Source organism: Chitinophaga pinensis, assembly GCF_007896845.1.
Classification (GTDB): Bacteria; Bacteroidota; Bacteroidia; order Chitinophagales; family Chitinophagaceae; genus Chitinophaga; species Chitinophaga pinensis_C.
Genome location: NZ_VOHS01000017.1, coordinates 109,498 through 122,668, shown reverse-complemented (window position 1 = coordinate 122,668; position 13,171 = coordinate 109,498). Strand labels below are relative to the sequence as shown.

At 42.5% G+C, this 13,171-nt stretch carries 15 protein-coding genes; 6 read left to right on the top strand and 9 right to left on the bottom strand.

Annotation, left to right across the window (positions count from 1 at the left end; all coding sequences use genetic code 11):
• Window positions 1-737 precede the first annotated feature (737 nt).
• From FEF09_RS17645 to FEF09_RS17625, 6 genes are all read right to left on the bottom strand, one after another.
• Window positions 738-1,121: a lanthionine synthetase LanC family protein gene (locus tag FEF09_RS17645; protein WP_261387567.1), complete on the bottom strand. Its 384-nt coding sequence runs from the start codon at window positions 1,119-1,121 to the stop codon at window positions 738-740.
• A 341-nt stretch (window positions 1,122-1,462) separates the two neighbouring features.
• Entirely contained in the window at window positions 1,463-1,912 is a 450-nt protein-coding gene (locus FEF09_RS17640; RefSeq protein ID WP_146306337.1) for a hypothetical protein, read from the bottom strand.
• Between the two features lie 37 nt (window positions 1,913-1,949).
• Entirely contained in the window at window positions 1,950-2,261 is a 312-nt protein-coding gene (locus FEF09_RS17635; RefSeq protein ID WP_146306336.1) for a hypothetical protein, read from the bottom strand.
• A gap of 47 nt (window positions 2,262-2,308) precedes the next feature.
• On the bottom strand, window positions 2,309-2,443 hold the full coding sequence (locus tag FEF09_RS33180) for a hypothetical protein (RefSeq protein WP_261387564.1): 135 nt from the start codon (window positions 2,441-2,443) through the stop codon (window positions 2,309-2,311).
• A 13-nt stretch (window positions 2,444-2,456) separates the two neighbouring features.
• Window positions 2,457-2,579, bottom strand: a complete 123-nt coding sequence (locus tag FEF09_RS33175; protein ID WP_261387563.1) for a hypothetical protein — start codon at window positions 2,577-2,579, stop codon at window positions 2,457-2,459.
• A gap of 634 nt (window positions 2,580-3,213) precedes the next feature.
• Window positions 3,214-4,197: a helix-turn-helix transcriptional regulator gene (locus FEF09_RS17625; protein WP_146306334.1), complete on the bottom strand. Its 984-nt coding sequence runs from the start codon at window positions 4,195-4,197 to the stop codon at window positions 3,214-3,216.
• 652 nt (window positions 4,198-4,849) lie between these two features.
• On the opposite strand from FEF09_RS17625, the gene FEF09_RS17620 reads away from it, so the two are divergent.
• From FEF09_RS17620 to FEF09_RS17610, 3 genes are all read left to right on the top strand, one after another.
• Window positions 4,850-5,281 (top strand): response regulator transcription factor, encoded by a 432-nt coding sequence (locus tag FEF09_RS17620; RefSeq protein ID WP_146306333.1) that lies wholly within the window; start codon window positions 4,850-4,852, stop codon window positions 5,279-5,281.
• A gap of 57 nt (window positions 5,282-5,338) precedes the next feature.
• Window positions 5,339-6,808 (top strand): sigma-54-dependent transcriptional regulator, encoded by a 1,470-nt coding sequence (locus FEF09_RS17615; RefSeq protein WP_146306332.1) that lies wholly within the window; start codon window positions 5,339-5,341, stop codon window positions 6,806-6,808.
• A gap of 116 nt (window positions 6,809-6,924) precedes the next feature.
• Window positions 6,925-7,407, top strand: a complete 483-nt coding sequence (locus tag FEF09_RS17610; protein WP_146306331.1) for a low affinity iron permease family protein — start codon at window positions 6,925-6,927, stop codon at window positions 7,405-7,407.
• A gap of 88 nt (window positions 7,408-7,495) precedes the next feature.
• Here the strand turns inward: FEF09_RS17610 and FEF09_RS17605 are convergent, their stop codons facing one another.
• The 3 genes from FEF09_RS17605 to FEF09_RS17595 are packed head-to-tail and all read right to left on the bottom strand — an operon-like array spanning window position 7,496 to window position 10,769.
• On the bottom strand, window positions 7,496-8,929 hold the full coding sequence (locus FEF09_RS17605; protein ID WP_146306330.1) for a hybrid sensor histidine kinase/response regulator: 1,434 nt from the start codon (window positions 8,927-8,929) through the stop codon (window positions 7,496-7,498).
• A 3-nt stretch (window positions 8,930-8,932) separates the two neighbouring features.
• Window positions 8,933-9,388 (bottom strand): response regulator, encoded by a 456-nt coding sequence (locus FEF09_RS17600; RefSeq protein WP_146306329.1) that lies wholly within the window; start codon window positions 9,386-9,388, stop codon window positions 8,933-8,935.
• A complete protein-coding gene (locus FEF09_RS17595) occupies window positions 9,381-10,769 on the bottom strand; it encodes a sensor histidine kinase (RefSeq protein WP_146306328.1) in 1,389 nt (462 codons plus the stop codon). The genes FEF09_RS17600 and FEF09_RS17595 overlap by 8 nt, the downstream gene beginning before the upstream one ends.
• Window positions 10,770-11,224: 455 nt before the next feature.
• Between FEF09_RS17595 and FEF09_RS17590 the strand changes: the two genes are divergently transcribed.
• From FEF09_RS17590 to FEF09_RS17580, 3 genes are all read left to right on the top strand, one after another.
• Window positions 11,225-11,566 (top strand): hypothetical protein, encoded by a 342-nt coding sequence (locus tag FEF09_RS17590; protein WP_146306327.1) that lies wholly within the window; start codon window positions 11,225-11,227, stop codon window positions 11,564-11,566.
• A 29-nt stretch (window positions 11,567-11,595) separates the two neighbouring features.
• On the top strand, window positions 11,596-12,225 hold the full coding sequence (locus FEF09_RS17585; protein WP_146306326.1) for a ferritin-like domain-containing protein: 630 nt from the start codon (window positions 11,596-11,598) through the stop codon (window positions 12,223-12,225).
• 75 nt (window positions 12,226-12,300) lie between these two features.
• Window positions 12,301-13,167, top strand: coding sequence for an SDR family oxidoreductase (locus tag FEF09_RS17580; protein WP_146306325.1), 867 nt, complete (start codon window positions 12,301-12,303; stop codon window positions 13,165-13,167).
• Window positions 13,168-13,171 lie beyond the last annotated feature (4 nt).

The following is a 13,171-nucleotide window of genomic DNA, read 5'->3' as shown; positions in this document are numbered from 1 at the left end:
AGGAACAGCATGCCTAATAGCCGATAATGGATTGTCCAGTTCCGCAATGTGAAGCGTGATACTTTTCTTTTTAAAATAACTGTGACTATCTACGACATCTGCTCTCATGACCCGCCATTGCTGATCCTTTATATGCAGCACAGTAGCTTGTCAAAAGCCTCCGGCAGGTTAATGACTTCATTATCATAGTTCATCACCATACCTGTTCCCGCATGCACGAATTTAATATTCACCTTCTGCTGGAAAGGAGAAAATGGAATCTACAGTATCAATTATTTTCATGTCTTAATAAATATGAAGTGATGTTTGAGCTTGAATGATGGATGAGTTGCTTTCCCGGCAGCATAGGAAATGAAATAGATGTGGGGTTGATAAATCTTAGCAGAAAATGGAGTACACCAGTTACACCTGTGGAAAAAGTAGGAATGGGCTGACGTTCATGTTGGGCGATCCAATAGCGGCCGTGTCGGATGCATATTTGCAGATGTAAAATATGTTGGGTGATCCACTCAGCGCGCTCGATCCATATATCATCATTGAAGGTTTTATAAGCGTCGAGGTATATTTCTCCTAATCCGCTAACCCGTTTGAGTGACTCAGATTAGCATTGACGATCTGTTGAGGATGATTCAACAGTGGGCCTGTAGCGTATTTATTATATTTGTGATGACCAGTTACGGCAAAGGCCTTAATGAAAGCCAAAGCGATACCTGCTTCTCCCTGATCCAGCCATGGACTTAACTTTTTGCCGAACTCGAACTCCAGTTGAACTTATTGCCATGGCTGATGGCTTTATTGATAAGCCATTGTAATCCTTTTTCAGCGGCTTTAACCGCTTCCTGATTGCCTGAATGTTCGCCATGACACAACAAGAAATAGATAATTCCGGCAATACCATTTGAAAATCCGGTGATTGTTTTCAGCTTATTTTTGCCGGCATTGAATAACCACGAGCCATCTTTTTGTTGTTGACCGAGTATTGTGCTCAGATATTGTTGTAACCTGTCAGCAGACTCCTGACTATCTATACCTCCGGCACACATGATAGTCGCCAGACCTTGTCCGGCAATACCATTGGCAATATCTGATACCTCACCGGGTTTGTTGAGTAATGGACTGATCTTAGTATAAAAATCGTTGTCGATAAGACCGGCTTTCAGCGCTTCCAGTAAAGTAACTGCAATGCCGGATGATCCTGTATAGAGCGACGCACTTGTATCCTCTGTTTGCAGATTTTGTATTAATCAGCTCCATGCTTTTTTTGATAAAGGGCATCGTCCGACTTATATCAAATCCTGCATTTTGCGCCCTGCTCAGGAAGTAGAGGACACCTGCAGCACCCTTACTGAAACTTGCATACCATGCTTTGTTGATTAATTTTTCTCAGCGAGATCTGCTCCTTTTTTCGTCTCAGTAAACCATCCTTTCTCCGCGTCTGCAAGTAAAGGAGTGCTAAGGGTATTTATAACCTGTTGAATCGTATTGTGAACCCTTCTTTATTGTATTGATAAACATCAGGACGCTGCCTTTGTACACTCGGAGCTGCACGTTTATAGTCGTTTATTACATTTCTGATCGTCGGAAGATTGGGTCTTTCCGCCGGATCCGGATGCATGCACTGTATAGCAATATTGGCAATAAGAAGATCCGGAATGAAAAAGTAGAGTCGCTTTTTTAACTCCTCAAATGAAGTATCATTCATTTTGCTGGGAGAAATATAAGTCCACATCTGGGCTATTATCGCTCCCAAAGCGAAAATGTCTTCCTGTGTGGTAGGCGTGAGTGTCCTTAACTGTTGTGGAGACATAAAGCCATGTGTCCCCAGCTGATAGGGGTGGAGCGGCAGATTTTGCCCGATGGAATAACTGAGCTCCATATCAATCAATGCAATCTCACCACCGGGAGTGATCATAAAATTGTTGGACGTCGCATCCCGGTGAACAACCTGCTCATGATGTAGTTTTCCAGTAGATCAATAATGCCCAGCAGGTGCTGAGAAATCTCCGCCCTGTTTTGTTTTTGCTGATTAATCCTTCCCTGATTTTATCGCTGTTCTCCTTCAGGCGCTGTGTGAGTGATTTACCCTTAATCCGCTCAATCACGAGATAATAGTTGCCGTTTTCTTCAAAGCTGTCAATATACCTTGGGATCCTCACTTTGTCCTGCAGCAACTGATGTAATTCTTTCTGCCACAATAACCGGTCTTTGATGTCTCTCCCGTGACTATCTTTACTGTCTCCGGAACATCCTTCTTTGATCACACAGGTACAAAGTGAACAAACCTTTTATGTAGATACATCTCATTACATCATTTTTCTGCTTTCTTTAGGCTTTTCGTAATGATATAATAATAGCCGACACGCTGACCGTTTTCTTTGCCACTTTGCCTGAGACTTGTTTCAGCGCCATTGTCAGAGAGTAATGAACTGTGCTCGTTTTGCATACGCCTTATTTAATTAGATGCTGATTTCTTCTCCTTCTTCTTTGAATTTGCAGAGCGCCATGAAACGCCCTTCCGTTTCATAGTAATAGCTTTGACGCTGTGAACAATACTTGATGGGCGCACCATACTCTTTCATCAGATTCAGGTAATCAAAAAGACTTCTCCTTGATATGCCTAATCTGTGGGCTAACTGGTCTGGAGTGCCAGTACCTTTAATCCGTATAAGGTTGTCAATGTGCTTAAGCTTATACAAAATGTCAATTGTCATATGCTTAGTTGAGTTTATGAAAGTTGGTTGTGATATTTTAGCAAAAAATATAAGCTGCTATATTTCTCTCCCGTAATACCCCATATTCAATAGGATACTTCCGGGTACATGGTTAAGCAAATGATGGTCTGTATCGTCCTTCATTCCGAAGCGATATGGTGTTTGGGTTACCATATAAATCAAGTATGGTTAACTAATACTTTTTGTAGTCAGGTTGACAGGGCTAACGTGCCTGACGGCTCATTCAACATGGGGCCAGTGCATGATAGTCATAGCTGTTTTTATTACGGGTATAACAGAGTCGATGGTGCTGATAACAGGGTTAAATTATTCTTCGATTGGGCAAAGGCTTGTCTATAGGCTGAACTTAATACTATCGCAATATTAAAGTTAGGTTAATAAAGCTATCATAAATTATCCGGGGAGGCATATTTACTTATCCTATGTTGGAATTTTCGCAGTCAGTTTTTGTTTAAATTATCATAGTGGAAAAAATGGATATTCACTCACTGCCTCCATTTCTTCTTGTTTCACTGGGTGTTTCTCCATAGTGGTGTTTATAGACTTTCGTCAAGGCAGAGGGATTTTTATAACCCACCACATAAGCGATATGCGCGATACTGATGTCATTGGCAATACATAAAGAGCGGGCTCTTTCCATGCGCATTTTAAGCTGATAATCGGAAAAAGACATTCCGCAGTATTTAACAAAACTTTGCCGCAGTTTCGAGGGACTGACAAAATAGGTGGAAGCAAGCTGAGATATGCTTAAGTCTTTGTCAAGGTTATTCCGTATGAATGCCTTGATCGTATTGAACGTTACATCATGAGAGGACGAAATTGTATTGGTATCCTGCTGCTCCAGAATGAGAATCAATAATTCCTGCAATTTCCCGGATAGCCAGGTTCTTCTTAAAGGGGTATTCACAATACTGAATTTTAATTCATGATTCAGGTGATGTAGACCTTCCCATATAATACCGGGAGTAGGCGTCAGATACGCAGGCATTCCCATGTCTGTTTTGTATACCCATCTGTCCGCAAGGCGTGAATGAGTTGCATAATATGCAAGCATATCACGGCTAAAAGTATAATGCTGTGCCTCATAGATGCCGGGTACAAACAGTGTAGGCTGTTGTGAACCTGCCAGATGAAAGCAGTTATACTGACCCTGTAATAGTGGTATGGTAGTCAGATCAACGTGAGAAAAGTTTACACTGCCCTTCACCATACAACATACTATATTCAGTGCTTCTTTCATTTTAGGCAGTAATTGCACCGGCTCTTTCACAATAAACACATTGTTACTCATACTACACCCATTAGCCACTACCGTATGATAGATAATGTCCACTGCAGGTGAAGTCACTAAAACAGGATCGGCAAAGTCACAGCGATAGGCTGCGTATTGTGGTGGAAGCTGATGTGTCACTTTAATATGGTGCTCCGGAATACCGACTATACCATATTCTATAGTCACGTTCATATAGGTAAAGTTTGCTTTGAGGGATGTTGGCGAGGTGGACTCAGGTCAACAGACTGGGTTAAAGTCAACAGTAATATTCGCCAGAATGGCCGGGAGCGCAAAAAAAAACGGGTTAAGAAATTATTAAGAATAAAGGAGCCAGGCTAAAAAACCTGGCTCTTCACTTAAAACAAGAAAACAACCTGTTAAAATATTTAACACCTGCGGAGTGCGCAGGTGTGGATTAAACATTTATTAGATAATCAAATGTAGACGCTTGAAAAGAGAAATCTGTGAATGAGATGTTAATGAAAAAAAATTGTCCCGGGATACACCCGGGACAATAACTAAACAACAGCTATGAATGAAAATCTTATTTGTACAGATAAAAGGTCAATTACTATACCACCTCCGGGAATGCCAGTTTTCGATGTGAATGTTATCGCATTTAGTGGACACTCTACAGGTATTGTGGAAATAATTCCACAACTTTGCAGTGCGTGGGATTTATTATCCCTGTGAAAATCATGGGTTTGGTAATGGATTGATATTTGAATGATAAAGTGAAGGTATTTAGGAAGGATAGGGTGGATTTAACGGAATGGATCGGCTTTATGTATAGAATACATCTACAAGCATTTGATAATCAATTTTTAATGGAATAAGTGAAAGCATGGCACAGCATATAAAAACGGATGTGGACCACCCGTCCGATAAAATATTGACTACTGAGGGGAAAAAAGGATCGTTTATTCTGATCATAGATGATGAACCTGATATCTGTAAACTGTTGCAATTAAGCCTTGTAAAACACGGCTATAAGGTGAAGTACGTACATGCACTCACAGAAGGTATGCAATACTTACAGCAACAACAACCTGATTTGCTTTTCCTCGATATACATCTCCCGGATGGTTCGGGCTTAGAAGCCCTTCCTGCCATCAAAAAGAAATGTCCCGCACTGCCGGTTATCACTATCAGTGCTTACGATAATGGAATGGAAAAGCAGAAAGCATTGAATGCAGGCGCCAGTTATTTTATGGCAAAACCATTCAATGTGACCAATCTGGATGAACTGATGAGTAATATGTTAAGCCAGAAATAAGCAGATGATAATTTGTAAATTTAAAAACGCTGTTGTCTAACACCACATATAAATATTATGAGAAATATTCTGATAATTGACGATGAGATCAATATTTGTACGTTACTAAGCAAGTTTTTAGGTAAACATGGCTTCAAGGTGGATACTACCATGAGTGGTGCGACTGCATTGAAGATGATGAAAGAAAAAACTTTCGATCTGGTGTTATGTGACTACCGGTTAAAAGATACCGATGGTGCACAGTTGCTGCAGGATATTCTGCAGATAAACCCACGTACGATCGTTATCATCATCACCGGCTATACTGATGTCAGAGTCGCAGTTGATATGGTGAAGAATGGAGCGTATGACTACCTGTCAAAGCCACTTTATCCGGATGAAATATTGAACCTTGTACATAAAGCATTTGCACATATGGACTCCGAACGTGAACGTGAGTCGTCCATGCCAATGCGTACGGTTAGCGCAGCTCCTGCTGCCAATGGCTCCTCACAGCCAGTGGACGATGGTGGTGCTGACGGTGAAATGCTTGATAAGAGTCATAAATATGTATATGGTGAGAGTGTAGGAGCAAAAGAACTGTTCCGCCAGATTAAACTGGTCGCACCAACTGATTACAGTGTGATCATTTTCGGTGAAACAGGTACTGGTAAAGAATCTGTTGCACACCTCATCCACCATCACAGTAAACGACATAACCAGCCTTTCGTAGCGCTGGACTGCGGTAGCCTCTCTAAAGAATTGGCAGCCAGTGAGCTGTTCGGACACGAGAAAGGCGCGTTTACTGGTGCTATCAATACTAAAATTGGTGCCTTTGAACAGGCGCACGGCGGTACCTTATTCCTCGATGAGGTAGCCAACCTTTCCTACGATATTCAAGTGGCCTTACTGCGCGTGATTCAGGAAAAAGTGATCCGCAGAGTAGGTAATCTGAAAGAGATTCCAATCGACGTACGTATCATCGTAGCGTCCAACGAGAAACTCTCCGAATCAGTAGCCAAAGGCCGCTTCCGTGAAGATCTCTTCCATAGATTCAACGAGTTCACTACCTACATTCCACCACTGCGTGAAAGGGTAGAAGACCTTCCGCTGTTCGTAGATGCATTTATGCGTCAGGTAGAAAGAGAACTGCAGAAAAATTGTGGTAAGATCGCCAATGAAGTATGGGAATGTTTCAGCCGTTATAACTGGCCGGGTAATATCCGAGAACTGAAAAACGTGATACGCCGTGCATGTCTGCTGACGCCGGAGCATGAGGACATTACCCTGTCCACACTGCCACTGGAAATGAAAGAGTCATTCGCACAGCAGCCATATGAGGAAGATCATCAGGTAAATATGTCAGGTGAACTGATCTCTATCACAAATGAAAACGATCTGAAAACAGTTGCTTTACAGGCAGAGTACAATAAGATTATTAATGTACTCAAGGAAGTGAAGTATAATAAGACGAAAGCAGCGCAACTGCTTAACATCGATCGTAAAACCTTATACAACAAATTAAGGTTACTCAATATTAATTACTAAGCGATATCAATATAATGTTTGTTTAATATTCAATCAGGGGCCTGCTTTCCAGCAGGCCTTTTTTTATGCTGCACGGTATGCTATTTGCATTTTTAAGAAACATAAAACCGTGCATTATGAATTCGCAAAATAACCTGCAACAAAAAAATAGTGACGATAAGAAAAGCGCGAACTTCTTTGAGCGATTTTCCAGTAAAGTCGCTCAGGCCACGGGCTCTCCCTGGGCATTCTTTATCGCCATGGGCGCAATCCTGATATGGGCAATAACAGGCCCCATATTCCATTATTCAGACACCTGGCAACTGGTCATTAATACCGGTACCACTATTATCACTTTTCTGATGGTATTCGTTATCCAGAAGTCCCAGAACAAAGACTCAAAATCCGTACAATTGAAATTAAATGAATTGATTGCTGCCAATAAAATGGCAAGTAACAGGTTGATCGTAGTGGAAGATCTTACTGAGCAGGAACTGGATACGCTGCATAACTATTACTGCAGACTGGCGGAAGAAACGAAAAAAAGAATGGATATGAAAGAGTCACATTCTGTGGAAGAAGCGATAGAGAATACTGAAGAGAAAATGAAAGAAATATAGCTTGATCATAGTCTGACTATACTAATGCTACGTTAATGCTACGAGATAAACGTAGCATTAACGTAGCATTAGTATAGTCAGACTATGATTAGTTAGTAGGCAGTACGATTGTAAATACACTTCCTTCTCCCTCTTCACTTTCTACGTGTACTGTGCCCTTATGGTTCATAATGATGTTTTGCGTGCTGGTTAATCCCAGACCGGTTCCTTTAGGTTTATTGGTAAAGAACGGATCGAACAGGCGACTCTTTGTTTCTTCCGGAATACCGGGCCCATTATCACCGATGGTAATAATGGCCTTGTCTCTTTGTTTTGTCGTCTGCAAAGTAAGCAATCCTTTACCGGGTGTCATTGCCTCAACAGCATTAATGATAATATTCAGCAGTGCGATCACCACCTTATCTTCATCAGCCGGAATCAGCACATCCTGTTTCAGATAGTCTTTCTTCACGTTGATCTCGTTCAGTTGTAAACGATCCTGCGCTAAAGCAAGCGCTTTATCAGTCAATTCATTTACACCATGCTGATGTACATTCAGTTCGATCATTCTGGTAGAATGCAGCAGTTCCGTGATCAGCTGGTTGATGCGGGTACAGTTACGTTCGATAATATCAACATATATCTGACTGTCTTCCACACTGACTGGTTCGCCTTTAAACTGACTGACTGCCAGTAATATATTCGTAAGCGGATTTCTTACCTCATGTGCGATCACACGGGCAATACGACCTGTTACTACAAATTTCTGCTGCTGCTGTTTTTCCAGTTCCTCGCGCTTTCTTTCCGTGATATCCTGTACGACGCAAAGGAATATCTGTTCGGCATCGTCTAGCATCACGGCACTCACCATCACATCCAGTTTCTTTCCGTGTTTGGTGACGAAGTTATACTCTGTACGCAGACTGGAATCTTCTCCGCAGATATGATCGAAGAAGTGTTTGCTTTGCTCTTCCAGAAAGAATAACTGCTTGAGATTTAACTCCAGCATTTCTTCCTTACTGTATTGGAGGGTCCTGATAGCAGATGGATTCGCATCAATAACGTTCTTATCACAATCTGCGAGGATAATCAGGTCATGCGCTTTTTCGAATACACCGAAGTATTTCTTTTCGTTTTCTTCGATGATCCGCAGGTGACGTGCTTCATCCAACGCGTAACGTATAGACCTTTCCAACAGATCGGCACTGATTTCCCCTTTGACAAGGTAGTCAGAAGCACCTGCCTGCATGGCTTCCTTATCGATCGTATAGTCACCTTTACCAGTCAGCATGATCACCGGCGCTTTATATTCCAGTTGCTGGAAATGATGAAGGATATCAATCCCTGTATAAGGTCCGAGGCGATAGTCAGCCAGGTAGATATCATGTACCTTCCGGTCTATTTCTTCTACTGCCTTGGAATAAGTAGGCGCCCAGTCAAGCTGGTACTGCCCCGGTGAGATGTCCTGTAATAACTGGCTGACGAGATAAAAGTCATCTTCATCGTCATCTATCATTAATATATGTACGGGTTGATCTGTCATTCTCTAAACATTTGGCAGTTCTGCTATTTCGAACCAATATTGTCCTAATACGCGGGTAAATTCCACGAGGCCCGAATAGGTGACCGGTTTTATAATAAAGCTGTTTACACCCAGCTCATAACTGTTAATAATATCTTTTTCTTCCATGGAAGTGGTTAAAACGATAACAGGGATACTCTTAAAAATGTCGTTTTCCTTTAGTTCGCGTAATGCCTCCCTTCCGTCCTTTTTAGGCATGTTCAGGTCCAGCAGGATAATTTGTGGAAAAGGGTGTAGCGTTTCATCCGCATAGTGACCATCACGGTTTAAATAATGCAGGAGTTCTTCGCCGTTTTCCACAAAACTAATGTGGTGCTGTGTACTGTTTTCATCAAAAGCTGCCTGGATCAGCTCTCTGTCATCAGCATCATCATCAGCAATAAGGATGCTAATTTTTCCGGCAGTTTTAATTTTATTCATTGTAGAGGGTTTGTGTTAGTGGTAATTCAATAATAAAGGTTGCACCTTTACCAGGTGATCCCAATGCGGTGATGTGTCCATGATGGCTGTCTACAATTTTTTTACAGATGGCCAGCCCGATGCCGGTACCGGAATATTCGCTCATGCCGTGTAACCTTTGAAACAACAAAAAGATGCGCTCGGCATAAGCCGGGTCAAAACCTATACCATTATCTTCTATATAAATACGACATTGGTTATTTTCCTGTTCAGACCTGATATTGATAACCAGCTGTCTGCCGGGATCTGCGAATTTGATCGCATTGGCGATGATATTCTGAAATAACTGGTGAAATGCGGTGGGCATGCCCTCAATGACCGGCAACAGAGAGATATTGACCATCGCCTTTTTCTCCTGCAGACTTACTTCAAGATCTCCCGTTACTTCCTGCAGGATCGCTGTCATATCTACTTTTACGATATGCTCAGGTGTAATACGGCCGGCACGGGAAAAGAGTAACAGATCATTGATTAATACACGCATGCGTCCTACGGCGCCTACCATACGCACAATCAGATCAGATGCTTCCTGTGGCAACTGGTCTCCGTATTTTGTCTGTAAGCGGTCGCTAAAGGTAGATATTTTACGTAAGGGTTCCTGTAAGTCATGCGAGGCGACGTAGGCAAACTGCTCCAGTTCTTCGTTTGATTTATTCAGCAGTTTGATATTCTGTTGCAAGTCATGCTGATAGGATTTCAGCCTCGACTCGATATGCAATTGTAGCCTGAATTCCCGTGTCAGCGTGACGTAAGAATAAATACCTATCAGGATGGCCATCAGCGAAGAAATAAAGATGACAGGTATCCAGATGGCAGAGAAAAAGTCCTGTAACCGCGATTTCTGATGCAGTTTTGCATTTTCGATATGCAGCATGTCCTGTACTTTCACATCTATTTTGTCCATCCACTTTTCCCCTTCCTGTACCGCACTCGTGTCTGTCTGACGTACAGATAGTCTCGCTTCACCTGCGATCAGTTGCTGGTATTTCTTTTCGAGCAGCTTTTTCAGGGTATCGAGGTGTAACTGCTGCCGGTGGCTGTCAGCCGTAATACGGCGCAACAACATATACTCTTCCTGAATTTTGACACTGCGTTCATGCATAGTGGGCCGCAGAAAGGCGGTATCCTGCGTAAGCCGGTACCCCCGCAGGGCAGATTCTGCATCCTTCAGCTGTTTGGTGATTACTTCCAGACTTTTAGAGATCTCTATCGTCTGGTTCATCCACCGGGCATTATCCAGCAACGTTTTTGTTACCAGAAACGAACATATGGAGGCGACGATGATCACAGTAAATGCGATAAAAAATCCCAGTCTGATCTTCTTTTGTACAGGTATATGCATTTTTCCCGCTGATTGTGTGGTGAGCTTTCTAATTTACGTTAATTACATGATAATCAGAAGCCAATAAAGCTTCTCTTTCACAGGTAATGTCTGCACGTATATCCGGTAACTGCTGTCATATGTATACAAATATTGTGCTATGTATGCCAATTCCACAATTATAATTTCATAAACAGTATCCATCAATTTCCACATAGTGAAATGCATATTCTACATGGCTACCGGTCGTGGCTGCTAAACTGTTTCATATATGCTTTAAAGTGAAATGATGGTCTATGAAATGCTGTGCTGTAAAAGGTTTGGTGGGTTTGGTAAGATGCATTAAAACCGTCAGGAACAACAGTTATATGCCACTGGAATGAACTTTGTCTTTTCAACACTATAGAATACGTTGAAAAACATCGCGATACAACTGCTCATTGTTACAGGAATCGTTCACCCAAAAAATTAATCTTATGCAATACTATTATATGGCAGCGGGGAATCCGAATCCGGGTGGGGTACCGGAAAAGCAACCCATTCCACAGGAAGAACCGCCAAAACCAAATAACCCGGAAATAACGCCTCCTCCTTCACCGCCAGGTCCTCCGCCTCCTGTGCCGAACGAGATACCGGATCATGATATTAAACGTACGCCTCCCAATCCGAAGGCAGAAGAAGAAAGGATAGAAGTGATGGCAGAACAGGACAGGGAAGACGTACAGGAGAGATCACCAGATCTTTTCCCCGATAAGGATATCATGGAAACAGGTCATACGTATGACGAAGAAGACACGAAGGTCATTCCTGAAGAATAATTTACTAATCACTATTAAACTCCAAAAATATGGCAACAAGAACCCAATCAAGGACCAGCAAAACTGCTACATCAACAAGAAGTACTGCTGGCAGCAAATCTATGTCAGCATCTCGTACTGCTCCAAAATCATCCTCCAGGAGCAACAGTAAAAATGAAGATATGCCCAACTCTAAGTTTCACAAACTGTTTGTGGATGAACTGAAAGACATTTACTGGGCAGAAAAGAACCTTGTAAAGGCACTCGGAAAAATGCAGAAGGCAGCGACTTCAGAAGAACTGATCGATGCTATCAGTCATCATCAGGAACAGACAAAAGAACATGTGGCTCGTCTGGAACAGGTGTTTGAAATTATTGGTCAGGCGCCAAAAGCAAAGAAATGTGAAGCAATGGAAGGATTGATCGCAGAAGGACAGGAAGTAGTAGATGATACAGAAGAAGATACTGCTGTGAGAGATGCAGGTATCATTATCTGCTCTCAGAAAATAGAACACTACGAGATTGCCGCTTATGGTAGTCTGCGCACACTGGCCAGTAAAATGGGTCATGACGAAGTAGCACAATTGCTGGAACAGACGCTGAATGAAGAAAAAGAAACAGATAGCCTGCTGACGCAGATAGCAGAATCTTCTGTTAATGAAGAAGCTGCTGCTGAATAAGCATAACTTATAAATGAGAACCCTAAGGCCTCTGCATACTGATATGCAAGAGGCCTTTCTTAAATCTACATGATCATGCAAAAGTCAGAAGAAAAGAAACCACTGAGACCAGAACAGGAACAGCCCCGTCAGCCGGGAATAGAAGCCGATATGGATCCAAAGCCGGTGTTTGAGAAAAAAGATGTGCCGGTGGGTAAACTGATGGATAGGGTAGCGGTTATTACCGGAGGTGACAGTGGTATTGGAAGAGCCGTAGCAGTTGCTTTTGCCAGTGAGGGCGCTGATGTGATTATCGCCTATTTTGATGAACACGAAGACGCGGCGCTCACCCAAAAACATGTGCAGGAATACGGTCGTAAGGCAGTACTGATACCCGGTGATGTGACAGATGAGAAGCACTGCATAGCAATAGTTGAAAAAGCGGTAGATACTTTCGGCAGACTGGACATCGTGGTAAACAATGCAGCCGTACAATATCCGCAGAAAAAACTGGAAGATATTACGGCAGAGCAGTTACAGAAAACTTTTGCTACCAATATCTTTTCACAGTTTTATCTCACAAAAGCAGCTCTTCCGCATCTGAGAGAAGGTGCCGCGATCATTAATACAACATCTGTGACTGCCTACAGGGGAAGCGGACACCTGATCGATTATGCCAGCACCAAAGGAGCCATTGTAAGTTTTACACGCTCACTGGCTGCTACGCTGGCAGAGAAAAAGATCAGGGTAAATGCAGTAGCCCCGGGACCCATCTGGACGCCGTTGATACCTGCCACCTTTGATGCAGAACATGTGGAATCATTTGGTTCGGATGTGCCTTTAAAACGAGCCGGAGAACCTGTGGAAGTAGCTACCAGTTACGTATTTCTGGCCAGTGATGATGCCAGCTATATGACAGGACAGGTACTGCATCCGAACGGGGGCGAAATCGTGAATGGTTAGTATA

Bases quoted from the DNA above. Each gene is read 5' to 3' on its own strand.
- FEF09_RS17580 (WP_146306325.1), top strand. From the start codon at position 12,301: ATGCAAAAGTCAGAAGAAAAGAAACCACTGAGACCAGAACAGGAACAG.
- FEF09_RS17615 (WP_146306332.1), top strand. From the start codon at position 5,339: ATGAGAAATATTCTGATAATTGACGATGAGATCAATATTTGTACGTTA.
- FEF09_RS33180 (WP_261387564.1), bottom strand. From the start codon at position 2,443: ATGCAAAACGAGCACAGTTCATTACTCTCTGACAATGGCGCTGAAACA.
- FEF09_RS17640 (WP_146306337.1), bottom strand. From the start codon at position 1,912: ATGATCACTCCCGGTGGTGAGATTGCATTGATTGATATGGAGCTCAGT.
- FEF09_RS33175 (WP_261387563.1), bottom strand. From the start codon at position 2,579: ATGAAAGAGTATGGTGCGCCCATCAAGTATTGTTCACAGCGTCAAAGC.
- FEF09_RS17590 (WP_146306327.1), top strand. From the start codon at position 11,225: ATGCAATACTATTATATGGCAGCGGGGAATCCGAATCCGGGTGGGGTA.
- FEF09_RS17585 (WP_146306326.1), top strand. From the start codon at position 11,596: ATGGCAACAAGAACCCAATCAAGGACCAGCAAAACTGCTACATCAACA.
- FEF09_RS17625 (WP_146306334.1), bottom strand. From the start codon at position 4,197: ATGAACGTGACTATAGAATATGGTATAGTCGGTATTCCGGAGCACCAT.
- FEF09_RS17595 (WP_146306328.1), bottom strand. From the start codon at position 10,769: ATGCATATACCTGTACAAAAGAAGATCAGACTGGGATTTTTTATCGCA.
- FEF09_RS17620 (WP_146306333.1), top strand. From the start codon at position 4,850: ATGGCACAGCATATAAAAACGGATGTGGACCACCCGTCCGATAAAATA.
- FEF09_RS17600 (WP_146306329.1), bottom strand. From the start codon at position 9,388: ATGAATAAAATTAAAACTGCCGGAAAAATTAGCATCCTTATTGCTGAT.
- FEF09_RS17605 (WP_146306330.1), bottom strand. From the start codon at position 8,929: ATGACAGATCAACCCGTACATATATTAATGATAGATGACGATGAAGAT.
- FEF09_RS17610 (WP_146306331.1), top strand. From the start codon at position 6,925: ATGAATTCGCAAAATAACCTGCAACAAAAAAATAGTGACGATAAGAAA.